At 71.6% G+C, this 24,283-nt stretch carries 26 protein-coding genes; 7 read left to right on the top strand and 19 right to left on the bottom strand.

Going from position 1 to position 24,283, the window contains the following annotated elements:
* Window positions 1-53: 53 nt before the first annotated feature.
* Both VMR86_20580 and VMR86_20575 read right to left on the bottom strand, forming a co-directional pair.
* On the bottom strand, window positions 54-923 hold the full coding sequence (locus tag VMR86_20580) for an anti-sigma factor (GenBank protein ID HTO09459.1): 870 nt from the start codon (window positions 921-923) through the stop codon (window positions 54-56).
* Window positions 920-1,450 carry a sigma-70 family RNA polymerase sigma factor gene (locus VMR86_20575; protein ID HTO09458.1) on the bottom strand — a complete coding sequence of 177 codons (531 nt, stop codon included), beginning with the start codon at window positions 1,448-1,450 and terminating at the stop codon, window positions 920-922. The genes VMR86_20580 and VMR86_20575 overlap by 4 nt, the downstream gene beginning before the upstream one ends.
* A 173-nt stretch (window positions 1,451-1,623) precedes the next feature.
* Between VMR86_20575 and VMR86_20570 the strand changes: the two genes are divergently transcribed.
* The gene (locus VMR86_20570) at window positions 1,624-2,505 is read left to right on the top strand and encodes a TIGR03620 family F420-dependent LLM class oxidoreductase (GenBank protein HTO09457.1); all 882 of its coding nucleotides are present in this window, start codon (window positions 1,624-1,626) and stop codon (window positions 2,503-2,505) included.
* A 3-nt stretch (window positions 2,506-2,508) separates the two neighbouring features.
* Window positions 2,509-3,294, top strand: a complete 786-nt coding sequence (locus VMR86_20565; GenBank protein ID HTO09456.1) for an enoyl-CoA hydratase-related protein — start codon at window positions 2,509-2,511, stop codon at window positions 3,292-3,294.
* A gap of 5 nt (window positions 3,295-3,299) precedes the next feature.
* Here the strand turns inward: VMR86_20565 and VMR86_20560 are convergent, their stop codons facing one another.
* Window positions 3,300-3,743 (bottom strand): nitroreductase/quinone reductase family protein, encoded by a 444-nt coding sequence (locus tag VMR86_20560; protein ID HTO09455.1) that lies wholly within the window; start codon window positions 3,741-3,743, stop codon window positions 3,300-3,302.
* Window positions 3,740-4,621, bottom strand: a complete 882-nt coding sequence (locus VMR86_20555) for an LLM class F420-dependent oxidoreductase (GenBank protein HTO09454.1) — start codon at window positions 4,619-4,621, stop codon at window positions 3,740-3,742. The genes VMR86_20560 and VMR86_20555 overlap by 4 nt, the downstream gene beginning before the upstream one ends.
* Window positions 4,622-4,665: 44 nt before the next feature.
* On the opposite strand from VMR86_20555, the gene VMR86_20550 reads away from it, so the two are divergent.
* A complete protein-coding gene (locus tag VMR86_20550; protein ID HTO09453.1) occupies window positions 4,666-5,496 on the top strand; it encodes an SDR family oxidoreductase in 831 nt (276 codons plus the stop codon).
* A complete protein-coding gene (locus VMR86_20545) occupies window positions 5,496-6,827 on the top strand; it encodes an aspartate aminotransferase family protein (GenBank protein HTO09452.1) in 1,332 nt (443 codons plus the stop codon). The genes VMR86_20550 and VMR86_20545 overlap by 1 nt, the downstream gene beginning before the upstream one ends.
* Here the strand turns inward: VMR86_20545 and VMR86_20540 are convergent.
* Window positions 6,821-8,854: a cation:proton antiporter gene (locus VMR86_20540; GenBank protein ID HTO09451.1), complete on the bottom strand. Its 2,034-nt coding sequence runs from the start codon at window positions 8,852-8,854 to the stop codon at window positions 6,821-6,823. The genes VMR86_20545 and VMR86_20540 overlap by 7 nt on opposite strands.
* Window positions 8,855-8,949: 95 nt before the next feature.
* On the opposite strand from VMR86_20540, the gene VMR86_20535 reads away from it, so the two are divergent.
* Window positions 8,950-9,738, top strand: coding sequence for a glucose 1-dehydrogenase (locus VMR86_20535; protein ID HTO09450.1), 789 nt, complete (start codon window positions 8,950-8,952; stop codon window positions 9,736-9,738).
* A gap of 117 nt (window positions 9,739-9,855) precedes the next feature.
* On the opposite strand, the gene VMR86_20530 is transcribed toward VMR86_20535, so the two are convergent.
* From VMR86_20530 to VMR86_20510, 5 genes are all read right to left on the bottom strand, one after another.
* Window positions 9,856-10,800 carry a Rieske 2Fe-2S domain-containing protein gene (locus VMR86_20530; protein ID HTO09449.1) on the bottom strand — a complete coding sequence of 315 codons (945 nt, stop codon included), beginning with the start codon at window positions 10,798-10,800 and terminating at the stop codon, window positions 9,856-9,858.
* 136 nt (window positions 10,801-10,936) lie between these two features.
* Window positions 10,937-11,689 carry an SDR family oxidoreductase gene (locus VMR86_20525; protein HTO09448.1) on the bottom strand — a complete coding sequence of 251 codons (753 nt, stop codon included), beginning with the start codon at window positions 11,687-11,689 and terminating at the stop codon, window positions 10,937-10,939.
* Between the two features lie 33 nt (window positions 11,690-11,722).
* Complete coding sequence (locus tag VMR86_20520) at window positions 11,723-13,477, bottom strand: ATP-binding protein (GenBank protein HTO09447.1); 1,755 nt, start codon at window positions 13,475-13,477, stop codon at window positions 11,723-11,725.
* Window positions 13,474-15,264, bottom strand: coding sequence for an ATP-binding protein (locus tag VMR86_20515; protein HTO09446.1), 1,791 nt, complete (start codon window positions 15,262-15,264; stop codon window positions 13,474-13,476). The genes VMR86_20520 and VMR86_20515 overlap by 4 nt, the downstream gene beginning before the upstream one ends.
* 74 nt (window positions 15,265-15,338) lie before the next feature.
* The gene (locus VMR86_20510) at window positions 15,339-16,205 is read right to left on the bottom strand and encodes an amidohydrolase family protein (GenBank protein HTO09445.1); all 867 of its coding nucleotides are present in this window, start codon (window positions 16,203-16,205) and stop codon (window positions 15,339-15,341) included.
* Window positions 16,206-16,291: 86 nt separating this feature from the next.
* On the opposite strand from VMR86_20510, the gene VMR86_20505 reads away from it, so the two are divergent.
* Window positions 16,292-17,425: a CaiB/BaiF CoA-transferase family protein gene (locus VMR86_20505; protein ID HTO09444.1), complete on the top strand. Its 1,134-nt coding sequence runs from the start codon at window positions 16,292-16,294 to the stop codon at window positions 17,423-17,425.
* On the opposite strand, the gene VMR86_20500 is transcribed toward VMR86_20505, so the two are convergent.
* Genes VMR86_20500 through VMR86_20465 form a run of 8 tightly spaced genes read right to left on the bottom strand, consistent with a single transcriptional unit; the run spans window position 17,408 to window position 22,687 of the window.
* A complete protein-coding gene (locus VMR86_20500; GenBank protein ID HTO09443.1) occupies window positions 17,408-18,043 on the bottom strand; it encodes a PilZ domain-containing protein in 636 nt (211 codons plus the stop codon). The genes VMR86_20505 and VMR86_20500 overlap by 18 nt on opposite strands.
* A 49-nt stretch (window positions 18,044-18,092) precedes the next feature.
* Window positions 18,093-18,857, bottom strand: coding sequence for a glucose 1-dehydrogenase (locus tag VMR86_20495; GenBank protein ID HTO09442.1), 765 nt, complete (start codon window positions 18,855-18,857; stop codon window positions 18,093-18,095).
* On the bottom strand, window positions 18,854-19,261 hold the full coding sequence (locus VMR86_20490) for a MaoC/PaaZ C-terminal domain-containing protein (GenBank protein HTO09441.1): 408 nt from the start codon (window positions 19,259-19,261) through the stop codon (window positions 18,854-18,856). Before VMR86_20490 ends, VMR86_20495 begins: the two co-directional genes overlap by 4 nt.
* Window position 19,262: 1 nt before the next feature.
* Window positions 19,263-19,706 (bottom strand): MaoC family dehydratase N-terminal domain-containing protein, encoded by a 444-nt coding sequence (locus tag VMR86_20485; GenBank protein HTO09440.1) that lies wholly within the window; start codon window positions 19,704-19,706, stop codon window positions 19,263-19,265.
* Entirely contained in the window at window positions 19,682-20,323 is a 642-nt protein-coding gene (locus tag VMR86_20480; protein HTO09439.1) for a PHP-associated domain-containing protein, read from the bottom strand. Before VMR86_20480 ends, VMR86_20485 begins: the two co-directional genes overlap by 25 nt.
* Complete coding sequence (locus VMR86_20475; GenBank protein ID HTO09438.1) at window positions 20,320-20,727, bottom strand: Zn-ribbon domain-containing OB-fold protein; 408 nt, start codon at window positions 20,725-20,727, stop codon at window positions 20,320-20,322. Before VMR86_20475 ends, VMR86_20480 begins: the two co-directional genes overlap by 4 nt.
* Window positions 20,727-21,884 carry an acetyl-CoA acetyltransferase gene (locus tag VMR86_20470; GenBank protein HTO09437.1) on the bottom strand — a complete coding sequence of 386 codons (1,158 nt, stop codon included), beginning with the start codon at window positions 21,882-21,884 and terminating at the stop codon, window positions 20,727-20,729. Before VMR86_20470 ends, VMR86_20475 begins: the two co-directional genes overlap by 1 nt.
* Window positions 21,881-22,687 (bottom strand): alpha/beta hydrolase, encoded by an 807-nt coding sequence (locus tag VMR86_20465; protein ID HTO09436.1) that lies wholly within the window; start codon window positions 22,685-22,687, stop codon window positions 21,881-21,883. The genes VMR86_20470 and VMR86_20465 overlap by 4 nt, the downstream gene beginning before the upstream one ends.
* Window positions 22,688-22,747: 60 nt before the next feature.
* On the opposite strand from VMR86_20465, the gene VMR86_20460 reads away from it, so the two are divergent.
* Complete coding sequence (locus tag VMR86_20460; GenBank protein HTO09435.1) at window positions 22,748-23,116, top strand: limonene-1,2-epoxide hydrolase family protein; 369 nt, start codon at window positions 22,748-22,750, stop codon at window positions 23,114-23,116.
* A 9-nt stretch (window positions 23,117-23,125) separates the two neighbouring features.
* Here the strand turns inward: VMR86_20460 and VMR86_20455 are convergent.
* Window positions 23,126-24,283: monooxygenase (locus tag VMR86_20455; protein ID HTO09434.1), on the bottom strand; the 1,158-nt coding region annotated here is incomplete at its 5' end.

Below are 24,283 nucleotides of genomic sequence, written 5' to 3'. Positions count from 1 at the left end.
TCTATTATCGACTGGCGCCGGCGCCGCGAGATTCGCGCTGCGCCGCGAATTCCTCAGCCCGACGCGAGCACCAGCGGGCCGGTCGGCTGCGGCACGCCGCCCGCGGGCTCCAGAGTCACTGCTACGGTGACCGGGCCGCCGAGGTTCGCGAGCGGACCTGTGTCGTACTTGGCCTCGCCCTTGGCGTCGGCCTGTAGGAGGCCCGCGCTGATCGGGCGCTTGTCGACGATCACCCACAGCTGGTAGGTGCGGCCGTCGGGCACCCGCGGCAGGTTGTGCGCGTAGACGATCAGCCGGCCGCTCTCGGGCTCGAGATAGGCCTTGGCCATCGCGGACTGGAAGTCGCCCTGGCCGGCGAGCGCGAGCGTGCGCACGAGCGGCGCCTCGATGGTCGCGACGATGCGCGACATGTTCGTGAGCCGGTTCTCGAGTGACACGCGCTCGCTGCGCTCGCGCTCGAGATCGCGCGCCATCGACCACGAGATGGTCTCCTGGTAGTCGAGCGCGTCCTCGAGGTCGCCGCGCGCGGCCGACTCGCGCGCCAGCCGCGACGCCAGCACGCCCGAGAGCGCGGCCAGGCCCACGGTGAGCAGCACCCCGGCCGCGGCCGCGAAGGAGGCACGGAGCGAGCTGCGCCGGCGCAGCACGCGCCGCGGCGCGCCCGGCACCGACGGCGGCGCCGCGATCTCGCTCGACTCACTGCGCACCCGGTCCATCAGCTGCGCGCGCACGCCCGGTGACGGCTGCACCGGAGTGACCGCCAGCAAGAGCTCGTCGGCCAGGCGCGAGGCCGAACCCAGCGCCGCCTCGCACTCGCGGCAGCCGTCGGCCACGTGCTCGGCCAGGCGCGCGCGGTCTTCGGGCGACAGACCGCCCAACGCGTACACCCCGGCCAGCTCGAGCAGCTCGTCGTGTTCGGTCATCGCGCGCACTCCGGAAGGCTCTCGAGGCCCTCCTTCAGCCGCAAGAGCCCGCGCCGGATCCGGCTCTTCACCGTGCCCAGCGCCTCGCCCGTGCTGGCCGCGATCTCGCCGTGCGAGAGACCGCGGAAGAACGCCAGCTCGATCGCCTGGCGCTGCTCCCGGGGCAGGCGCTCGAGCTGAGCCCGCACCTCCTTCTGGCGCTCGACCAGCACGGCCTCGCCTTCCTGGTCGTCGGCCGAGACCAGGCGCGCGAGCTCGTCGCCGTCACTGCGCGGCATGCGCGCCGTGGCTCGCAGGCGGTCGATGCAGCGGTTGCGAGTGACTGAGAACAGCCACGTCGAGAAGCGCCCGCGTGCGGGGTCGTAGCGGAGCGTGGCCTTCCACAGCTGCCAGAACACGTCTTGCACGACTTCCTCCGCTTCCTCGCGTGTCCCGAGAATGCGAAGCGAGACTCCCATCACATAGGCCGAGTAGCGCCCGTAGAGCACCTCGAGCGCATCCGCCTCGCGCGCCTCGAGTCGCCCCAACAGGTCCCCGTCGCTGCACGTGGCCGTGGATCGGACGGGGCTCCGCGTCAACCTGGGCCTCCTGGGCATTGTACGAGGGAAGGGCCGGGTCGGATGCCGGGGATGGCAGGCTTTGAAATCCGCCCCGAGGCTGTGCGACAAAGGCGGCCAACAGAGCGGCAGGAGAGCTGGCCATGAGACTGGGACCGTTGGGCGTTTGGTACTTCACGGAGTCGCTGTCGGCCAGTCAGGCGGCCGAGATGGCGCAGCGCATCGAGTCGCTGGGCTACTCGGCGCTGTGGCTCCCCGAGGCGCTGGGCCGCAACCCGTTCGCGCAGGCGGCCTGGCTTCTGGCCAAGACCCAGCGGCTGATCGTGGCCACCGGCATCGCCAGCATCTACGCGCGCGACCCGGCGGCCACCGCATCGGGCCAGAAGACACTCGCGGAGCAATCCGCGAACCGCTTCCTGCTCGGCCTGGGTGTCTCGCACCGGCCCATGGTCGAGGGGGTGCGCGGTCACGTGTACGCGAGCCCGGTGAAGACCATGCGCGCTTATCTCGAGCGCATGGCCAAGGCGCCCTACATGGCCGTGCCGCCGAGCGAGCCGCCGCCGACCGTGCTGGCCGCGCTCGGGCCGCAGATGCTGAAGCTCGCGGCCACCGCCACCCAGGGCGCGCACCCTTACTTCACCACGCCCGAGCACACCGCGTTCGCGCGCAAGCAGATGGGGCCCGACGCCTGGCTATGCGTGGAGCAGAAGGTGCTGCTCGAGACCGACGCGCAGAAGGCGCGCGCGCTGGGCCGCGCCGCCGCAGCGATCTATCTCGGGCTGGAGAACTACCGCAACAACTGGAAGCGGCTGGGATTCAGCGACGCGGAGCTCGCCAACGGCGGCAGCGACCGCTTCATCGACGCGACCATCGCCTGGGGCGACGTGGCCGCGATCCAGAAGCGGGTGCGCGCGCACCAGGATGCCGGCGCCTCGCACGTGTGCATCCAGCCGATCAACCCGGCCGGCGTGCCGCTGCCCGACTGGAAGGTGCTCGAGGCGCTGGCGCCTGCGCACGCGCGCTAGCCGATGGCGCGCGAGACGGTCCTCGAGTCACTCGCCGGCGGCGTGCTCCGGCTCACGCTGAACCGCCCGGCCCAGAAGAACGCCTTCAACAGCGTGCAGTGGCGCGAGCTGCGCGACGCGCTCGCGCAGGCGCGCGCCACTGACTCGGTGCGCGTGGTGCTGCTCACGGGCGCGGGCGGCGCCTTCTCGGCGGGACAGGACCTGTCCGAGATGGCGCAGTCGACGACCGCGCCCGCGGGCGGCGAGCACCCGTTCGGCGCATTCATCGACGAGCTGTGCCGCTTCGACAAGCCGCTGGTCGCGGCGGTGAACGGCGTGGCGGTGGGGATCGGGCTCACGATCCTCCTGCACTGTGACTTCGTGTACGTGGCCGAAGGCGCTCGGCTGCGCGCGCCGTTCGTCACGCTGGGCGTCGTGCCGGAAGCCGCCTCGAGCTACCTCCTGCCGCTCGTGATCGGCTGGCGCGGCGCGCAGGAGCTCTTGTTCGGCGACGGCTGGCTGACTCCGGCCCGCGCCGCGGAGCTCGGCTTGGCCCACCGGGTGTGCGCGCCGGCCGAGCTCTTGGCCGTGGCGGAGGAGAAGTGCGCCGGGCTGGCCGCGCTGCCGCCGGAAGCGCTGCGTCACACCAAGCGCCTCTTGCTCGCGACGCGCGACGCCCAGGTGCGCGCCGCGCGCGCCGCCGAGGACGAGGCGTTCCGCGTGCGCGTCGGCTCGCCCGAGAACCTGGAGGCCGTACGCGCGTTCTTCGAGAAGCGGCCGCCCGACTTCGCGAAGCTGTCGCGCTCCTGACTCGCTCAGCGCGGGTCCAGCCGGAACTGCATCGGGCCGAGAAAGCCGCCCTGGTCGCGATCGTAGTGGTACTTCTTGTCGTAGAGCGACACCACGAGCTTGGCCTCGAGCGGATCGGTGACTCGCACCGCGAGCCGCTCGTAGATCTGGTCGCCGACGCGCACGCGCACGCGCGGGTCGGCGATCAAGTTCTTGACCCAGGTGTTGGTGTGACTCCCGGCGGTGATCCACAGGTGATCGGCCTGGGCCACGCACCACACGTTCACCGAATAGGGGTCGTCGGGCGCCGTCTCGAGCTGGATCTTCTGCACCGCGTCGGTGAACGACCAGTCCGTCACGGGCGCCGCGACGAGCGTGCCGTCGAGACGGCCGCCCGGGATCCAGCTCAGCGGCCCGCCGCAGCCCGAAAGCGCCAGCGCCGCTGCCGCGGCCAGAAGGAGGGTTCTCACTGGAGCTTGCGGGCGAGCGGGAGATACTCCTCGGCGAGCGCGTGGAGCCGAGCCTTCGCCCCTGCGGCGTCGCGCGCCATCGCGAACAGGATCACCTGGTCCGCGCCCGCGCGCTTGTACGCCTCGAGCTTGGCCGCGTTCATCTCCTTGAGATAGGGCGAGATCGTGATCTGCACGTCCGAGCGCCGCCGGCCGTGCCGGGCGAGAAACTTCTCGAGCGTGCGCACGCGCTCGCCCAGCGCCTCGGGCTCCACGTTGAAGCCGTACCAGCCCTGGCCGATCGACGCCACGCGCCGCAGCGCGGCGTCGCTCTCGCCGCCGAAGTGGATCGGCGGATGGGGTTTCTGCACGGGCTTGGGGTACTGGCGGCAGGCGGGCAGCTCGTAGAACTCGTCCTTGTACTGGGAGACTTCGTCGCACCACAGGCTCTTCATGACCTGGAGATACGAGATACAGCGCTCGCCACGGCGTTCGAACGGCACCGCCACCGCGCGGAACTCCTCGGCGAGCCAGCCCACGCCCACGCCCAGGTCGAGCCGCCCGTTCGAGAGCCAGTCGACGCTCGCCGCCTCCTTCGCGGTGTAGACCGGGTTGCGCTGCGGCACCAGACAGATGCCGGTGCCGAGCCGGATCCGGCTCGTGCAGGCGGCCAGATAGGTCAGCGCGCCGAACGGCTCGAGGATGCCGGCGCTGCCGCCCGCGGGGATCTTGCCGTCGGCCGAGTACGGGTACTTCGAGGCGTACTCGTCGAACAGCACCACGTGCTCCGCGACCCAGAGCGAGTCGAAGCCGGCGCTCTCGGCCGCCTCGCCCACGGCGCGCAGGAAGGCACCGTCGGCGATCGGCGTCGCGAAGGGCAGAAACACTCCGAGTCTCATGGCCACCTCCGGTCGGGCTTTCGGGCAGGCTATCATGCGCGGCAATGACGGGAAAAACGGTGCTCATCACCGGCGCGAGCGCCGGCATCGGCAAGGCGACCGCAAGTGAGCTGGCTGCGCAGGGCGCGCGCGTCGCGCTCTTGTGCCGCGATGCACGGAAGGCGGAGGCGGCGCGGGCGGAGATCCGCGCGCGCACGCCCAACGCGGCCGTCGACGTGGTGCCGCTCGACCTGCGCGACCTGGCCTCGGTGCGCGCATGCGCGCGGGCCGTGCTCGACGCCTACCCGCGCATCGACGTGTTGCTGAACAACGCGGGCGTGTTCCCGCCGACGCTGCGCCAGACCGCCGACGGCTTCGAGGAACAGATCGGTGTGAATCACCTGGGTCACTTCCTGCTCACGAACCTCCTGCTCGACCGGCTCACGGCCAGCGCGCCCGCGCGCGTGGTCACCGTGGCGTCGATGATGCACGCCGGCGGGGCGATCGATTTCGCGAGCTTTCGTGCGCCGCAGCGCTACAACGCCATGGCGGCCTACCGGCAGTCGAAGCTCGCCAACATCCTGTTCTCGAACGAGCTCGCGCGGCGCGTGTCTCCCGAGCGGGTCACTTCGAACTCGCTGCACCCGGGCGGCGTCGCCACCGAGATCGCGCGCGACGCGGCCTGGTGGATGCGCGTCGGCATGCGGCTGGTCGGCGCGAGCCCCGAGAAGGGCGCGCGCACGAGCGTCCAGCTCGCCAGCGACCCGGCCCTGGCCAAGGTCACGGGGAAATACTTCGTGTCCGGCCGCGAGAAGGCACCCGACCGGGCGGCGCTCGACACCGGCGTGGCGCAGAAGCTCTGGGACGAGAGCGCGAAGCTCGTGGGCCTGGCCTGATGGACGCCGAGCGCGCGCGCCGCTTCTCCTTCGCGGCGCGCCCCGGTGCGACCCCGCTGCGCATCGCGCGCGCCGAGGGCGCGTGGCTCTACACTGAAGAGGGTCAGGCGATCCTCGACGCCGCGGGCGGCGCGATCGTGGCCAACGTGGGCCACGGCCGGCGCGAGGTCGCCGAGGCCTACGCGCGCGAGGCGGAGCGCATGACCTACGTGGTGCCGCCGTTCGCCACAGAGAGCCGCGTGCGGCTGGTCGAGAGACTCGTGTCGCGCTGGCTGCCGGCGGGACTCACGCGCGTGGCGTTCGCCAGCGGCGGCTCCGAGGCGGTCGACACGGCGCTGCGCATCGCGCGCCTCCACCACCTGTGCGCCGGCCGCCCGGAGCGCTGGAAGGTGATCGGCCGCGATCTCTCGTATCACGGCACTACGCTCGCCACGCTGGCGGTCGGCGGTCACACCAAGCGCCGCGCGGGCTTCGAGCCCTGGCTGCCCGAGCTGCCCAAGGCGCCGGCGTGTTACTGCTGGCGCTGCCCGCTCGGCAAGAGCTACCCGAGCTGCCGCACGGCCTGCGCCGACGAGGTCGAGCGCGCGATCGTCGAGGCGGGGCCGGACACGGTGGCGGCGGTGATCGCCGAGCCGATCGGCGGCTCGACGGCGGGCGCGCTCGTGCCGCCCGACGAGTACTGGCCCAAGCTCGCCGAGATCTGCCGCCGGCACGGTGTGCTCTTGATCGCCGACGAGGTGATGACCGGCTTCGGGCGCACGGGCAGGAAGTTCGCGGTCGACCACTGGGGAGTCACTCCCGACCTCCTGGTCTCGGGCAAGGGACTCACCGGCGGCTACGCGCCGATGGCGGGCATCTTCGCCAGCGAGTCGGTGGTCGCGCCGATCGTCGAGCGCGATCAGCTGCTGATGTTCTTCACCTACTCGGCTCATCCCGCGGCCTGCGCGGCGGCAGACCGCGTGCTGCAGATCCTCGAGCGCGAGGCGCTGGTCGCGCGCGCGGCCGCGCTGGGCGAGAAGCTCGGCAAGCGCCTGTCGGCCTTGCTCGCGCACCCGAACGTGGGCGACGTGCGAGGGCGCGGGCTGTTGTGGGCGATCGAGCTGGTGGCCGACAAGGCCACGAAAGAGCCCTTCCCGGCGCGCGTGGGCTTCACGAACCGGGTGGTCGCGGCGGGTCTGGATCACGGCATCTTCGCCTACGGCGGCGGCGTCGACCCGGCGCGCGACGTGATCAGCTTCGGCCCGCCGTTCACGATCAGCGAGCACGAGATCGAGCTGATCGGCGAGCGCATGGAGCGCGCGCTCGAAAGCGCGCTCTCCCGCCTTCACTGACTCGCTTCGGGTCCCCCGCAGAGCAAGGCGCGCGCCGCCTCCACCGCGTCGTGGGTGCCGGCGAGCGCGAGCACGTCGCCCGCGCGCAGGCGCTCGCCGGCGGCCGGCGTGGGCAGTGAGTCGGCGCCGCGCGCGATCGCGAGCACGGTCGCGCCGGTGCGGCCGCGCAGGTCGAGCTCGGCCAGGCTCCGGCCCACCGACGGACAGCCGGCGTCGAGCTCCACCGCGACCGGCGCGCCCAGGCCGTGCAGCAGGTTCTGGATCTCGGTGATCGGCTGCGCGCGCTCGGGCGCGCGGCCGGCGCCCGCGTAGCTGGCGAGTGTCTCGAGCACCGCCTGCGCGCCGGCGCGCACGTGACTCTCCAGGTCGGCGGCCCCGCGCCAGACCGCGACCGCCAGCGCGCCCGAGAGCGCGAGCAGCACGATCGGCGCCGAGAGAGCGGGCAGGAACGGCTGTGTGAGCGCCAGAACGACGATCGCGGCGGCGAGCGCGGCGGCGAAACGCAGCGTGAGCTCGAGCGCCCGGCGCGGCGCGGCGTCGAGGTCGGCGCGACCGGAGGCGCGCGGCAGCGCGCTCAGCGCGAGCGCGTCGCCGAAGCGGCGCGAGCTGCGCGCCATGCCGATCACCAGTGGCACGGCCAGCAGGCACGCCAGCGCGAGCAGCAGGCCGTGCGCCAGCGACGCCGACAGCTTCAGGTTCGCTTCGAGCTGCGCGACCGCGTGCGCGAGGCCGAAACCGGTGAGCGCGATCAGCGCCGCCAGCGCGAGTGAGTCGATCGCGAGCAGGCGCGCGAAGCGGCGCCACGGGGGCACGCCGCCCGCGGCCACGGGCGCGGGCGACGACAGGCGCTCGAGCCAGGTGCCGTACAGGGTCGCGAAGGTCTGCAGGGGCGGCGGCAGGCGGTGATCGACCCAGCGCGCCACCGGCTCCGCGGAGCGGATCAGCCACGGCGTGGTCAGGGTCGTGAGCGCCGAGACCGCCACGGTCACCGGGTAGAGGAAGTCACCGGTCACGCCGAGTGACTGACCGAGCACCGCGATGATGAACGAGAACTCGCCGATCTGGCCCAGGCTCATGCCCGACTTGACCGCGGTGCGCACTCCGGCGCCGGTCAGGAACGCGCCGAGCGAGACGCCGACGAACTTCCCGGCGACCACGATCGCGGTCAGCACGCCGATCGCCGCCCAGTGCTGCGCGACCTGCCCGGGCGCGAACGACATGCCCACCGACACGAAGAAGATGGCCGCGAACACGTCGCGCACGGGCACCACCAGGTGCTCGATCTCTTCCACGTGCCCGGCCTCGGCCACGAGCGAGCCCGCGAGGAAGGCGCCCAAGGCCACCGAGTAACCCGCCTCCTGCGCGATGTACGAGACCGCGAAACACACGCCCACGCTGGCGATCAGCGTGGTCTCGGCGCGGCCCAGACGCACCACCGCGCGGATGAAGCGCGGCACGATCACGATCCCCACCCCGAGCAGGACGCCGAGGAAGAGCGCGAGCTCGAGCAGCACGCGGCCGAGCGCGCCCGCCGAGAGCCCGGCGCCCGACGCCACGCCGGTGAGCGCCGTCATGAACGCGATCGCGATCAGGTCCTCGACCAAGAGGATCCCCACCACCAGCTCGCGCAGGCGCCCGCCGATGCGCTCCTCGTCGTAGACCTTGGCGATGATGGTGGTGCTCGACACCGCCACGATCGCGCCGGTGAACAGCGCCTCGACCACGGTCCAGCCCAGCCCGCGCGCGGCCAGGTAGCCCGCGAGCGCCGCGACCGCGGACTGGATCGCGGCAGTGACTCCCGCGCTCGGGCCGACCGCGGCGAGCTTCGACAGGCTGAACTCGAGCCCCAGCGCGAACATCAGGAGCACGACGCCCAGCTCGGACAGCGTGCGCACGATCTCCTCGTTCGCGACCACCGGCACCGCCACGTGCGGCCCGACGATCATGCCCGCGAGCAGGTAGCCGAGCACCACGGGCTGCCGCAGCCGCTGGAACACGTACGTCGTGACTCCGGCGATGCCGAGCACGATCGTCAGTGAGCGGAAGAACTCGTGTGTGTCGTGGATGGCCGCGGACCTCCGCCTACCATGTAGCGTATGCTGGCGGAAACCCGGAGGTTGCGATGATCCTCGACCGCTTCAGACTCGACGGCAAAGTCGCGCTGGTGACCGGCGCGGGGCGCGGCATCGGCGCGGGCATCGCCCTCGCCTTCGCCGAGGCCGGGGCCGACGTGGCGCTGGGCGCGCGCACCCTGCCCGAGGTCGAGGCCGTGGCGCAGCGCGTGCGCGCGCTGGGCCGCCGCGCGCTGGCCGTCCCCTGCGACGTGCTGGAGCGGGCGCAGCTCGAAGCCTTCGCCGAGCAGGCGGGCAAGGAGCTGGGGCGCATCGACCTCGTGGTCAACAACGCCGGCGGCGCGCCCTGGAAGCCGTTCCTGCGCACCAGCGAGCGTGAGTTCGAGGAGGCCTACCGCTTCAACGTGACCTCGGCGTTCCTGCTGTCGCGCTTCGCCGTGCCGCGCATGCTCGCGCACGGCTCGGGGGCGATCCTGAACGTGTCGTCGGCCATGGGGCGAGTCACCGACCGCGGCTTCTCCGCCTACGGCGCCGCCAAGGCGGGCCTCTCGCACCTGACGCGGCTGCTCGCGAACGAGCTCGCGCCGAAGATCCGCGTGAACGCGCTGGCGGTGGGCGCCGTCGAGACCTCCGCGCTCGCGCCCTTCCTCAAGGCCGAGGGCATGCGCGAGAAGATGGAGTCACTGACTCCCATGGGCCGCATCGGCCAGGTCGAGGACATCGCCGCCGCGGCGCTGTGGCTGTGCTCCGACGCCGGCGCGTGGGTCACCGGCAAGGTCGTGGAAGTCGACGGCGGTCAGGAGACCTCGAACTTCCCGATGAGACTTCCGGACTTGTGAGCCAGAGAGCCGAGCGAAGGCCGCCCTGAGCGAGGCGCGCAAGCGGCGGAAGCCGCGCGCAGCGAGCCACAGGCGAGCGAAGGGCGGCTGGCCGAGCTTTGCTCGGCCGGGCCCCGCTCAGGCGCTGTAGAACTGCTGGGCCCAGCGCCTGAATTCGGCGATCGGGCCGTCGCCATCGCACAGCACGGGGCGCGCGAAGTACTTCTTGTTCTCCCAGATCGGAATGTCCTCGTTCATCTGCTTCACGATGTCGCGGATCAGCGCAGCCGCGACGCCGCCCTTCGGCTTGCGCCCGTTCTCGAGCGGCTGGACGAAGTCGAAGCGCACGTCGCAGTACTCCTCGTCGATCGGCGAGGTCGAAGCCATGAGCACGGTCTCCGCGATGCCCGTGAAGCGCGTGAAGCCGCAGCCGAAGCCGAAGGTGTTCGCGTCGATGCAGCCGTCGACCGGGCCGCGCGGCGTGAGCATCTTCGAGCGCTGCAGGGAGCGGCGCCACACGCCGTCGACGCTGACCTCCGACGCCGGCACCTCCATCGTGCCGTGCACGTAGCGGAAGTGCGCGCGGTCGGCGGCGTTCTCCGCCATCTCCTGGTTGCGCGAGCGGATCTTCCAGCGGTAGCGCTCGGGCGCGCTCCAGCTCGAGTCACCCACCTCGGGAATGCGCGGCACGTCCCAGTCGGGCGGCTTGCCCTCGGCGTGGCGCCACACCCAGACGATGCCGTTGCGCTCGATCGACTCCCAGCCGCGCAGGCGCGCCCGCGGCGGGATGCGCTGCGCGTAGGGGATCTCGACGCACGCGCCGTCGCCCGCGAAGCGCCAGCCGTGGAAGGGACACCGAATGGTGTCACCCTCGACCACGCCGCCGCGCGCGATGTTCGCGCCCAGGTGCGGGCAGTACGCTTCGAGCACCTTGACCGCGCCGCTTCCGCCGCGGAACGCGAGCAGGTCCTCGCCGAAGTAGCGAAGCTGCGCGACCTGCCCGGGCACGAGCTCATCGGAGTACGCGACCGCGAACCAGCCATTGGGGATCGGGAACGGAAAGACGCGCCGTTCGAGCTGCATGCCCCGATCATGCCACGCCCTCGCGCGAATTGAAACCTGTTCTAAATCCCCGGGGCGGCGAGGCGAAGGCCGCCCTGAGCCGAGCCCGAAAGCGCCGGAAGGCGCGCGCAGCGAGCCGCAGGCGAGCGAAGATCAATCAGGACAGCGTGCCGCCATCTACGCGGATTTGCTCGCCATTCACGTGGGCGGCGTCTTCGGATGCCAGGAACGCGACTGCCGCCGCGGCCGCTTCGGGGCCTCGGAACACCTTGTCCGGCGGCATGATCCGGTAGAGCAGGTTGCGGTCGGCGCCCTCGGGCAGCTTGAACACGGCGTGGATCGGCGTGGTGACCGAGCCGGGACACACCGCGTTCGCGCGCAGCCCCTTTGCGCAGTATTCGATCGCGAGCGTGTAGGTCAGTGCGAGGATCCCGCCCTTCGAGGCGGAGTACGCCGCGGTCCAGGGGTGACCCGCCAGCGCCGCCGTCGACGACATGTTGACCACGTTGCCGCGCGACGCGAGCAGGTGCGGCAGCGCCGCCTGGCACATGAAGAAGGTGCCGTCGAGGTTCACGGCCAGGATGCGCCGCCAGGTCTCGAGCGCGAGCTCGTGCGTGTGGTCGAAGTGCAGGATGCCGGCGATGTTGCAGAGTGAGTCGATGCGGCCGAAGCGCGCCACCGCCGCGTCGATCGCGGCGCGCGCCGCCGCGGCGTCGGACACGTCGCAGATGCGCGTGTCGACTTCGGCGCCGAGCTGCTCGCAGCGCTTGCGCGTCTCCTCGAGGCCCTGCGCCTGCACGTCCAGCAGAAACAGCGTCCCGCCCTCGGCGGCGATGCGTTCGGCGCTCGCGCGCCCGATGCCGGACGCGGCGCCCGTGATCACGACGACCTTCCCCGCGAAGCGCTGCATCGCGCCATGATACGCGCAGCCGCGCCGACCGTCTCAGGCCTTCGGCTTGTAGGGCTTCTCCAGGAAGCGACCCAGCGCCGCGAGCAGCAGCGCCCGGTCGATCGGCTTGCCCGCCACGTCGTCGCAGCCCGCGGAGAGACACGCCTCGCGCTCGGCGGCGCCGGTGTGCGCCGTCAGTGCCACGATCGGGCCGTCGTAGCCGTCGGCGCGCAGCGCGCTCGCGGCCTCGTTGCCCGACATCTCGGGCATCTCGACGTCGAGCAGCACCACGTCGAAGGGCGTGCCCGAGAGCGTGGCGCTCATGGCCTTGGCGTGGGCCTCGCGGCCGTTGTCGGCCAGCTCCACGTGCAGGCCGGCGCGGCGCAGCACGCGCTCGAGCAGCGCGCGGTTGTCGGGGCCGTCCTCCGCGAGCAACACACGGCCGTGCAGGTGAGGCGTGGCCGTCTCGGCCGGCGCAGGCGTGGCGCCGGCCGCGCCCTTCAGCGCCGCGCCGAGCGTGGCGCGGAAGGTGCTGCCCCGGCCCAACGCGCTCTCCACGGTCACGCTGCCGCCCAGCACGCGCGCGAGCTTGCGCGAGATCGAGAGTCCGAGCCCCGTGCCGCCGAAGCGGCGGCCGAGCGAGCTGTCGGCCTGAGTGAATGGCTCGAACAGCTTGGCCTGCTGCTCGGGCGAGATGCCGATGCCGCTGTCGACCACCTCGAACACCGCGCGCTCGCCCTCGCCGGACACGCGCACGCGCACCTCGCCCTGCTCGGTGAACTTGATCGCGTTGCCCACCAGGTTCACCAGGATCTGGCGCGCGCGCGTGGGGTCGGTGGAGATCGCCTGCGGCGCGTTCGCCTGCGGCTCGACCACGAGGCGCAGCCCCTTCGACTCCGCGCGCTGACGCAAGAGCTCGACCACGTCGTCGGCGAGCTCGGTCGGCGAACAGGCGCGGATCTCGAGCTGGAGCTTGCCCGACTCGATCTTCGCGGCGTCGAGCACGTCGTCCAGGATGCGCAGCAGGTGCTCGCCGTTGCGCTTGATGGTGCGCAGCGCGGCTCCGCCCGGGCGCTCCGGCTGCGCGCTCTCGGCGTCGGCCAAGAGCTCGTCGGCGAAGCCCAGGATGGCGGTCATGGGCGTGCGGATCTCGTGACTCATCATGGCCAGAAACTCCGACTTGGCCTGAGTCGCGGCCTGGGCGTCGCGCCGCGCCGACTCGGCGGCCTGGCGCGCGCGGTGCAGGCTCGCGAGGATGAGCCGCTGGATCTGGCCCGCGGCCGCGCCCAGGATCGCGCACGCGAACGAGATCGAGAGCACCACCGGCGCCGGCAGGAGCGCGCCGGGCGGCAGCAGCAGGCGGCCGGCCAGATAGATCGCCGAGGTGGAGACACCCATGGCGAGTGACAGAGTGGGCCGCCAGGGCGCGAACGCCGCCAGCGTGATCGGCGCGAAGAACGCCAGCACCGCGTACGGGTTCTGACCCGTCGGGGACTGCCAGCCCGCCAGCCCGATGTACGCGTTCGTGACGGTGGACAGGAGATACAGCACGAGCTCCGGCTGGCGTTTGCCGAAGCGCGTGAAGGTGAGTCCGATGCTGCCCCAGAACAGCGGCTGCGCCACGAGCTGCATGTAAAGCACGCGGTCGAGCTGCCAGTCGTCGAGCCCGGCGTGCAGGAAGCACACGACCGGGCCCATGATGCCCAGCGCGATGCCCAGCACGCGCGTGCCGAGCTGGATCGCCCGCGGCAGTCCCGGCAGCTCCGATGCCTGAACGTGCCGCAGCCCGCGCCGCAGCCGTTCGTTCATGCGCCGGGCTCCTGACCCGCCTTCTCGAGCAGCTCGCGCACGAGCTGCAACAGGCGGCCTCGGTCGATCGGCTTCGAGAGATACTCGTCGCAGCCGGCCGCGAGACACTTGTCGCGGTCACCGGTCATGGCCTGGGCCGTCAGCGCCAGGATGGGCGTGGTCAGTCCCTCGCGGCGCAGGGCCGCGGTGGCCTCGTAGCCGGTCATCATGGGCATCTGCATGTCCATGACGATCAGCGCGTAGGGCTCGCCGGCGTCGCGCGCGGCGTAGGTCTTCTCGCAGGCGATCTCGCCGTCGTTCGCGAGGTCGACGTCGAGGCCGGCGCGGCGCAGCACGCTGGAGATCAGCGCCTGGTTGTCGGGCCCGTCCTCGGCCAGGAGCACGCGGCCGGTGAGCGGCCGCTGCTCGCGGAACGCCGGCCGCGCGGTCGCGGGCGTGGTCGGGCGCAGCGAATCCTGCTGGAGCGCGTCGATCATGCGCACGCCGTCCAGCGCGCCGGTCGCGACCGTGGCGCGGAACACGCTGCCCGCGCTCGCGCTCTCCACGGTGATGTCGCCGCCGAGCACGCGCGCGAGCGCGCGCGAGATCGTGAGTCCCAGGCCCGTGCCGCCATGGCGGCGCGTGAGCGAGGCGTCGCCCTGGGCGAAGGCCTCGAAGATGCGCGCGTGGTCTTCGGCGCCCAGCCCGATGCCGGTGTCGATCACGTCGATCGCGAGTTGTGACTGTGCGCGTTCGGGCCCCGCGGCCAGGTGCTCGAGGCGCAGGGTGACTCCGCCGTGCTCGGTGAACTTGATGGCGTTGCCGACCAGGTTCACCAGCACCTGGTGCAGGCGCGTGGCGTCGGTCTGGATCGTCTCGGGCACGGGCCCGCGCAGCCGCACGTCCAGCCGCAGCTGCTTGTCGACCGCACGCGGGCGCAGGAGCGCCACCACGTCGCCCACCACGCGCAGCGGCGGACAGGGCTGTGTCTCGATCGTGAGCTTGCCCGCCTCGATGCGCGCGAGGTCGAGGATGTCGTTCACGATCGCCAGCAGGTGATGCCCGTTGCGCTTCACGGTGAGCAGCGCGGGGTCGGGGCCGAGCGCATGACCCGTGCGCTGCGCCTCGTCGATCAGCTCGTCGGTGAAGCCGAGGATCGCGGTGAGCGGCGTGCGGATCTCGTGACTCATGTTGGCCAGGAACTGCGACTTGGCGCGGTCCGCCGCCATGGCCGCGTTGCGGGCGGCGTCGGCCGCGGTGCGCGCGGTGGTGAAGGCGGAGAACGTGCGGCGCTGCACCAGCGCCGCCGCCGCGCCCGCCACGCCGGCCGCGAGCGAGGTCACCACGCCCGCGGGCGCGAAGCCCGTGGCCCAGGCCTCCACCGCGGCCAGCGCGAAGCCCAGCGCGAGCGCGAAGGGCGCGCGCCACGGCGCGCAGCAGGCCGCCCCGACCGGCGAGAGCAGCGCGACCCAGCGCAGCGCGCCGTGCGCGGGACCCGCGTCGCCCAGGATCAGCACCGTACCGCCCACCGCCAGCAGCGCGAACAGGAGCTCTTCGGCCCGACACCGTCCGGTGTCGGTGCGGCACACGGCCAGACAGCCGAGCACCGCCGCCTGACCCGCGATCTGCAGCGCGGCCGCGCTGGCCAGTGACATGCCCCAGTGCAATGCCAGCACGAAGGACAGCGGCAGGAGGAAGCCCGAGTACAAGAGCACGACGATTCCCAGGCCGCGCGCGAGCGAGCGCTGCAGGTCGGGGAACTCTCCGCCGCCGTCCTCGGAAGTGAATCTGCGCCAGAGTGGGGTCAAAGCCCTTCCGCAAGCGGCAGGCCCGCCGCCCTTTTCTATCGGAACGAGCGATGGGGCTCTTGCGTACGTTCGTTCTAGAGCTTGAACACCCGGACCGCGTTGTCGCGCAGGAACTTCGGCCACACGTGCTCGCGGAAGGGCACGTTGGGCAGCTCGGCGAAGATGCGCTCGAGTGACAGGCCCATGGGGAAGTAGCCCGCGTACATGACCTTGTCGGCTCCGCGCGTGTTGGCGAAGTCGACGATGTCCTTCGGGTAGTGTTTGGGCGCGAAGGCCGAGGTCGAGTAGTACAGGTTGGGCCACTTGAGCATGAGCTTCACCGCCAGCGCGGTCCACGGCTCGGCGCCGTGGCGCATGACGAACTTCAGCTCGGGGAAGAACCAGCACACCTCGTCGATGCGTTCGACGTGCTGTGGCGCCATTGGCAGGCGCGGGCCTGGAACGCCGCTGCAGACGCAGATGGGCAGATCGAGCTCGACCGCCTTGGCGTAGATGGGGTAGAAGCGCTTGTCGTCGATCGGCACTTGCGGGCACAGGCCCGACGGGAACGCCGTGAGCGCCTTCAGACCGAAGCGCTGGTGCAACGCGACGATCTTGCGCACCTCGTCCATGCCGTTGTTCGGGTTCACCTCGTAGCTGGCGAAGAAGCGCTCGGGATACTCCTTGAGCGCACGGATCGACGACTCACCGCCCTCGTCGACCGAGATCATGGCGCGCGCGATGCCGTACTTGTCCATCTCGCCGACCACGAACTTCAGGAAGTCGGTGCCCGGCGTGAAGCCGGGGATGCCCTTGAACATGTACTCCGCCGGCATCTTGAACTGCTCTCGGCTCTCGCGATCGCGCAAGAGCGGCTTCATGAACTCGTACCAGCGGCTGGTGTCTTCGGTCGGGATCGCCAGCATGAGGTCGATGACCCCGATTCCGGTGGGCATGGGCATATGTGGTTGGCTCCACTTTTGATCGCGTGGGCACCCTACCCACGCACTGTTGCCATTGTGCCACGCGCGTCCGTAGCATCGCGCACATGGGACCTCTGGCGGGATTGCGGATCGTGGAGATCGCGGGCATCGGCCCCGGGCCGTACTGCGCGATGGTGCTGGCGGACATGGGCGCCGAGGTGCTGCGCGTCGAGCGCCCGCCCAAGGCTCCGCCGGGCGATGCGCGCTTCGACCTGCTCTCGCGCGGCCGGCGCTGCATCGCGCTCGACCTGAAGCGGCCCGCGGGCGTGGCCGCGGTGTTGCGCCTGGTGGAGCGGGCGGACGCGCTGCTCGAGGGCTTCCGGCCGGGAGTCATGGAGAGACTCGGGCTCGGGCCCGACGTGTGTCTCGCGAGGAACCCGAGGCTCGTGTACGGGCGCATGACCGGCTTCGGCCAGAGCGGGCCGCTGTCCCAGGCCGCCGGTCACGACATCAACTACATCGCGCTCGCGGGCGCGCTCGGCCCGATCGGGCGCCGCGGCGCGCCGCCCACGCCGCCGCTGAACCTGGTGGGTGACTTCGGCGGCGGCGGCCTGTTGCTGGCGTTCGGAGTGACCTGCGCGCTCTTGGAGCGGCAGCGCTCGGGCAAGGGCCAGGTGGTCGACGCGGCCATGGTCGACGGCGCCGCCGCGCTCATGACCGTGTTCCACGGCGCGCAGCAGTCGGGCTTCTGGAGCGAGGAGCGCGGCACCAACCTGCTCGACACCGGCTCGCACTTCTACGACGCCTACGAGACCGCCGACGGCCAGTACGTGGCGATCGGCGCGATCGAGCCGCAGTTCTACGCGGAGCTCTTGAAGCGCGCGGGCATCGACGGCGAGTCACTCCCGGCGCAGCTCGACCGCGCGCGCTGGCCCGAGGCCAAGGCCGCGTTCGCGCGCCTGTTCAAGACCCGCACGCGCGAGGAGTGGTGCAAGCTGCTCGAGGGCAGCGACGCCTGCTTCGCGCCCGTGCTGTCGATGTCCGAGGCGCGCAGTCATCCGCACAACGTGGCGCGCGGGCTGTTCGTGGACGTGGCGGGCGTGACTCAGCCGCGCCCGGCGCCGCGCTTCAGCCGCACCGACTCGGGGGTTCAGCGCCCGCCCGCGCGCGTGGGCGAGCACACCGAGGAAGCGCTGCGCGACTGGGGCTTCGCGCCGGAAGAGATCGCGGCGCTGCGCAGCTCAGCTGGTGGTGAGTAGCTTTTCCTCGACGAAGCGCTGGATCGAGCGGCCGTGCGGCGCCGACACGTCGCGGAACGCCAGCGCGGTCTCGGTCGCGCGCCGGTAGACGGTCTGCCCGGCGACCTGCACCCGGCCCCAGTTCGGCAGCTCGAAGTCCAGGTTCACGAGCTCGCCCTCGGGCGTGTTCTCGTCGCGCCACAGGAGGCAGCCGTCGCGCGAGAGTGACACGACGCGCGCATCCCAGTTCCCGGTCTCTCCGCGGCAGTGGGCGGCGAGGCTGGTGGGCACGCGCGCGCTGGCGCGCGGCGTGGGCTCGAGCGCGAGCTGCAGCACCCGGTACAGCGCGTGGAACTGCGCGGGCCGCTCGACCAGGCCCACCACGGGCACGCGCGTCGGGTGCGGCGCGCCGCGCGGCGCGAGCGCGATCCAGGGCGTGGAAGGCGGAACGCCGATGCCGCCGCACTCGAGGTCCGCGATCGCCAGGTGTGGCACCGTGGCGACGCTCTGCGACATCTCCGCCCAGCGGTCCGCGGAGACGATCGAGTAACCCGCGCGCGACAACGTGATGCGCGCCAGCGGCGCATAGCTCTCGGGCGGCGACAGGGACAGGATGAGCGGCGTGAACCGGTGAGACATGCGTTCCAGTTCGGAGAACGCGTTTCGGCGGTTGACCCCCGAGCTCGGCTTACCGCATGACGGCGCCGCCGTCGACCACAAACGACTCACCCGTCACGAACGACGCGCGGTCGGAGCTGAGCCAGACGACGGCCTCGGCGATCTCCTCCGGCGTGCCGAAGCGGCCGCCGGGCTGACTCGCCAGCCAGCGCTCGCCCATCTTGGGCTGGAGCTGCATGGCCGCGCGCAGCGTGGGCGTGTCGATCGTGCCCGGACACACCGCGTTGATGCGCACGCCGGTCCTCGCGTTCTCGAGCGCCGCGGCCTTGGTGAGCCCGAGCACGCCGTGCTTGGCGGCCGCGTAGTGACCGAGCTGGGGCACGGCGATGAGCCCCGCGCCCGAGGCGGTGTTCACGATCGAGCCCGCGCCCTGGCGTTGCATGACCGGGATCTCGTGCTTGAGACAGTAGAAGACGCTCGACAGGTTGAGCTCGAGCGTGGCGTGCCAGTGCGCGAGCGAGAGCGTGTGGACCGGGCCGCCGCCCACGGGCCCGCCCGCGTTGTTGTGCGCGCAGTCGAGCCGGCCGAAGGCCGACAGGCAGTCCGCGACCAGCGCCGCCACGTCGTCCTCGCGAGTCACGTCGGCCCGCTTGGAACGGGCGACGCCGCCCGCGGCCGCGATCTCCTTCGCCACCGACTCGCAGCCCGCGGCGTCCTGGTCCGAGACCAGGACCTGCGCGCCCTCGCGCGCGAACGCCAGCGCGCAGGCGCGGCCGATGCCCTTCCCCGCGCCGGTCACCAGCGCGACCTTGCCCTCGACCAGACCGCCGCTCACAGCGCGACCGTCGCCGTGCCGACCACGGGTGACTCGTGCGCCTCGTTCTGGATCGTGAGGTCGATCTCCACCGTACCGCGCGCGTCGTCTTTTTCGGTGATCACGCCGGTGGCGCGCGGGCGCGAGCCGACCAGCACCGGCGCGCGGAACACCGTGTCGATGCGCAGGATGCGCGCGCCCGGCGCCCAGCGGTGGATCAGCGCCGCCAGGATGCCCTGACTCATGATCCCGGGCACGATCGCCCCGGGCAGCCCCTCGCGCTTGGCCGCCTCGTGGTCGGTGAAGCGCTCGAAGCTCATGCCCGCGGCGCGCACGAAGCGCTTCACGTTCTCGAGCGACACGTCGGGCTCGAGCGGCGGCAGCTCCTCGCCGAATTCGACCTGGGAGTGACTCGTGCGGCTCATCTCACGCCCCCGCCCGCTGCACCATGCGCCAGTCCACGGTCGACACGTGCTCGCCGCGCTGGTTGGTGAACTCCATGCGGTGCACGATGAACAGCATCGTTCCGGAGCGGCCGGTCTTGGTGTAGATGTCGTGGATGCAGCTCTTGGCGACGATCTTGTCGCCGGGCCGCAGCGGAGCGAGCGCCTGCACGCACTTGCCCGCGTCGAAGCCGAAGCCGCTCGAGAAGCGCGGGAAGTTGTCGGGCAGCACGCGCCGGCCCACGTAGCGCGAAGTGAAGGTGGGCACCGCGCGGAACTCCGGGTGCTCCGGGTCCACGAACTGCGGCGCGACCTCGCCGCACGAGCGCGCGAAGTCGAGCACGTCTTCGGTCTTGATCTCGAACTCGACCGTGTCGAAGGTCGACCCGGCCCAATCCCGCTTCAGGGCTTCAACGTCGATTTCCACGAGACTGCTTCGAACTCCCCGGCGCGCAGCGCCTCGACCAATTCTCCCACGCCGCGCACCGGCGCGGGGAACCGGGTCGCGCAGCGCCCGATATGACTCACGATGTGGGCGTCGCTGCCGCCCACGCCCCGGTAGCCGTGGCGGTCGGCGAGCTCCTGGGCGCGCTCGTCCTCGCTGGCCCGGCTGCCGCCGTTGCGCGTCTCGATGATGCGCACGCCGGCGACCGGCCCGCGCGCCTCGTAGTGCGCGCACATGCCCACGCGGATGCGCCCCGGGTGACACGGCACCGCCACGCCGCCGCAGCGCTCGACCTCGCGCAGCACGAGCCCGAGCGAGAGGTCGATGCGCCCGAAGTCGAACGCGCGCTGCATGTCGTCGTTCACGCCGAACACCAGCACGTGGCCGTAGTCGGTCTCGACCTCGCTCGCCTTCAGGATCTCGAGCCCGAACTCGCGCGCCAGCGCGCCGTAGTCGGAGACCGAGTCGAACTGGCGGTGCTCGGTGAGCACGAAGCCGTCGAGCGGCAGCTCGCGCTTGCGGATCCACTGGCAGTAGTTCTCGACCCGGGCCCGCCCGTCGTCGGACCGGATCGAGTGGTTGTGCAGGTCGAGGATCATGCCGGGCGGAACACGGGGACGCCGAGCGAGTCGTTGGCCGTGCGGAACTCCGCGCGCACCGGCATGCCGATGCGCACCTCGTCGGGCGCGCAGCCGACCACGTGAGTCATGAGCCGCGGGCCCTCCTCGAGCTGCACGTAGGCCAGCACGTAAGGCACGGCGTCGCGGAACGGCGGGACCTGGTTCTGCTCGGTCACGGTGAAGGTGTACACCGTTCCGCGGCCCGAGGCGACGAAGTGCTCGATCGCGCCGAGACACTTCGCGCACTGCGCGCGCGGCCGGTGCTGCACGGCCCGGCACACGCGGCAGCGCTGCAACACCAGCTCGTGCCGGCCGGCGCCCTCCCAGAAGCCGCGCGTCTCCCAGTCGGCCACGGGTCGCGGGTACTCGAGCTCCTTCGCCATCACGCCCTCGCCAGGACCAGGGTCGCGCCCGAGTGCGCGACGCCCAGCGTGCCGCCGGTGCCGTGCGCCAGCGCGAGGCGCGCGTCGGCGACCTGCCGCTCGCCGCACTCGCCGCGCAGCTGCTTCACGGCTTCGATCACCAGGAAGATCCCGCGCATGCCCGGGTGGTTCGACGACAGACCGCCGCCGTCGGGGTTCAGCGGCAGCGCGCCGCCCAGGCCGATGCGTCCGCCCGACACGAACGCCCCGCCCTCGCCCGGCTTGCAGAAGCCCAGGTTCTCGAGCGTGACCAGCACGGTGATCGTGAACGAGTCGTAGATCGTGCACAGGTCGACGTCGTCGTGACTCACGCCCGCCATGCGAAAGGCCTGCGCGCCGGACTGTTTCGCGGCGATCGACAGGAGGTCGGGGGAGCCGACCTCCTGGTGACACACCGCCTCGCCGCAGCCGAGCAGCAGCACCGGGCGCTGCTTCAGGTCGCGCGCGCGCTCGGCGCTGGTCACGACCAGCGCGCCGCCGCCGTCGGAGATGATGCAGCAGTCGAGCAGGTGCAGCGGGCGCGAGATCATGCGGCTCTCGAGCACGTCGGCCACGCTGATCGGCTTGCGCATCTTGGCCGCGGGGTTCAGCCCGGCGTGGCGGCGCATGGTGACTGCGATCTCCGCGAGCTGCTCCGAAGTCGTGCCGTAGGTGTGCATGTGGCGCTGCGCGACCAGCGCGTAGCTGCCGACCGTGGTCATGCCGTAGGGCGAGACGAACGAGGCCGCGGCGTCGCGGCCGCCGCCCATGCCGGTGCCGATCGCCAGCGCGTTCGACGCCGCCGTGCTGCCGTAGAGCACGAGCGCCACCTCGCACAGCCCGGCATGGATCGCCGCGGCCGCGTGACTCACGTGGGCCACGAACGACGAGCCGCCGATGTTGGTCCCGTCGAGGTGTCGCGGCTTCAGGTCGAGATACTCGGCGAGCGACACGATGCCCATGGCGCCCATCGACATGCTGGCCGCGAACAGTCCGTCGACGTCGCGCAGCTCGAGCCCGCAGTCTTCGAGCGCGCCCTTGGCCGACTCGGCCATGATCTGGAACTCGGTCTTGTCGGGCGCCCAGCGGGTCGGGTGCTCGTACGCGCCGGCCAGCGCGATCCTGCCCGAGAGACTCATCGCGGGAGCCCGCGCAGGAACTCGAGCACCGCCTCGGACAGCGCTTCGGGCGCCACCAGCGCGACCCGGTGCCCGACCTTGGGCAGGACGACCTTGCGCGCGCCGGGAATGCGCGCGGCCAGGATCTCGGACGGCCCGGCCGATTCCGCGTCCTCGTCGCCCACCACGACCAGGGTCGGACACGCGACCCGGCCCAGGTCCGCCTCGCGGTCGAAATCGCGCACCGCCTGCGCGTTCTGATACACGACGCGGGGGTCGGTCTTGATGTCCTCCATGAAGCCCCGCCGCATGACGTCGGGCGTGGCCGACGCCGGATAGTCGCGCCGGTCGAACTCGCGCCGCGCCTTGCCCTCGCTGATCAGCCGCCAGCGCTCGAGATACTCGGGAGTCACCGGCACGCGCGCGCCGCTCGCCACGAGCACGAGCGCGCGCACGAGCTGCGGCGCAGCCAGCGCCGTCTCGAGCGCGACCATGCCGCCCATCGACCCGCCGAGCAGCACGCAGCGCGGCACGCGCAGCGCCGCGAGCAGCCCGCGCAGGTGCGCGCTGATGCGCGCCACCGAGCCGAGCGAGTCGAGGCCGCCCGAGCGCGCGTGGCCGGGGAAGTCGAGCGCGATCGGGCTGTGCTCCTTGGCCAGCCGCTCCAGCACGTCGCTGAACAGCCCGCTGTTCCCGCCCGCGCCGTGCAGACACACGATCGTGTCGCCCCGCGAGAGGTCCGGCGGCGCCTCGGGCAGCGTGGTGGCGCCCGTATGTCTCAGGAAGGTCGCGATCCCGTCGACCTGGACGTACTTCTCCGGCACCCGGCGAGCCTACCGCGCGGGCGCAAGGGGCTTCAACCCGCCCGTGGTAGCATGCGCAGCATGGACGCCAACGAGAGAGTGATCCGCGATTTCCTCGCTGCCTGGTCGCGCCTCGATGCGTCCGAGCTGATCGGCTACTTCGCCGCCGACGGCGTCTACCACAACATGCCGCTGGCGCCGGTCGCGGGCCGCGCAGCGGTCGAACAGCTCATCCGCGGCTTCATCGGCACCTGGAGCGAGGCGAAGTTCGACGTCCTGGCCCTGGTCTCGGCCGGGAACGTGGTGATCGCCGAGCGCGTCGATCGCATCCGCGCCGGCGGCAAGTCGGTGGACCTGCCCTGCGTGGGCGTGTTCGAGCTCGAAGCCGGCAAGATCAAGCGCTGGCGCGACTACTTCGATCTCGCGACTTACACGCGCGCGATGGCCTGAGAGCCCCGGCTAAGTCACCTCGAGCCCCGCCAGGTCACCCTTGTCGCGCCAGTCCTTCAGCATGTTGAAGAACAGGATGGAGCCGCCGCCGAAGAAGCCGTTCTGCGCCGACAGGTCGCTGAGCTTGCCCTCGTTGTTGTAGTAGCCGGGCGTGCAGGCCTCGAGGAAGTCCCGGCCCATGCGCGAGAACGCGATGATCGTGTTCACCCACTGCGCCTCGGCCTCCTCGCTGGCCTCGAGCGTCTTGATGCCGCGGTCGAGCGCGTGCCGGACGATGTACGCGATGTGCTTGCCCTGCTCGTCGAGCATGTGCGGGTAATTCACGGTGAACGCGCTCTGCTGCGGCCCCATGATGTACAGGTTCGGGAACCCGCGGCTGTGCATGCCGTGCAGCGTGCGCAGGCCCGTCGACCACTTGTGCGAGATCGAGAGACCGCCACGCCCGAACATGTCGTAGCCCGCGCGCCGCGTGTAGTCGGTGCCGACCTCGAAGCCGGTGGCGAAGATCAGACAGTCGACGGGATACTCCACGCCCTCGACCCACACGCCGCGCTCGGTCAGGCGCTCGACGCCCCTGCCCTTGGTGTCGACCAGAGTCACGTTCGGGCGGTTGAAGGTCTGGAGATACTCGTCGTGGAAGCACGGCCGTTTGCAGAACTGCCGGTACCACGGCTTCAGCGCCTCCGCGGTCTTCGGGTCCTTCACGATCGTGTCCACGCGCGCTCGGATCTGGTTCATCTTCTCGAAGTCGGCCAGCTCCATGGTCTTGCCCACGTCGGCCGCGGCGCCCTGGTCCTGCTGCACCATGATCAGGAGCTTGCGGATGATGTCGGTCCAGCCGTCCATCACCAGGTCTTCCTCCTGGAAGCCGCCCGAGACCAGGATGTTGAAGTTGTCCATCCGGTGCTTGTGCCAGCCGGGCCGCAGTGACTGCGCCCAGCCGGGGTCGGTGTCACGGTTGGCGCGCACGTCGATGGACGACGGCGTGCGCTGGAACACGTACAGGTGCTTGGCGGCCTCGCCCAAGTGCGGCACGCACTGCACCGCGGTGGCGCCCGTGCCGATGATGCCGACCCGCTTGTCGCGCAGGCCGGAGAGATTCCCGTTCGAGTCACCGCCCGTGTAGCCGTAGTCCCAGCGGCTGGTGTGGAACGAGTGACCCTTGAA

The sequence above is a fragment of the Myxococcota bacterium genome, from assembly GCA_035498015.1.
Taxonomy (GTDB): Bacteria; Myxococcota_A; UBA9160; order SZUA-336; family SZUA-336; genus VGRW01.
Note: the sequence above shows the minus strand (reverse complement) of the source record. Positions and strands in the feature narration are given on the sequence as shown.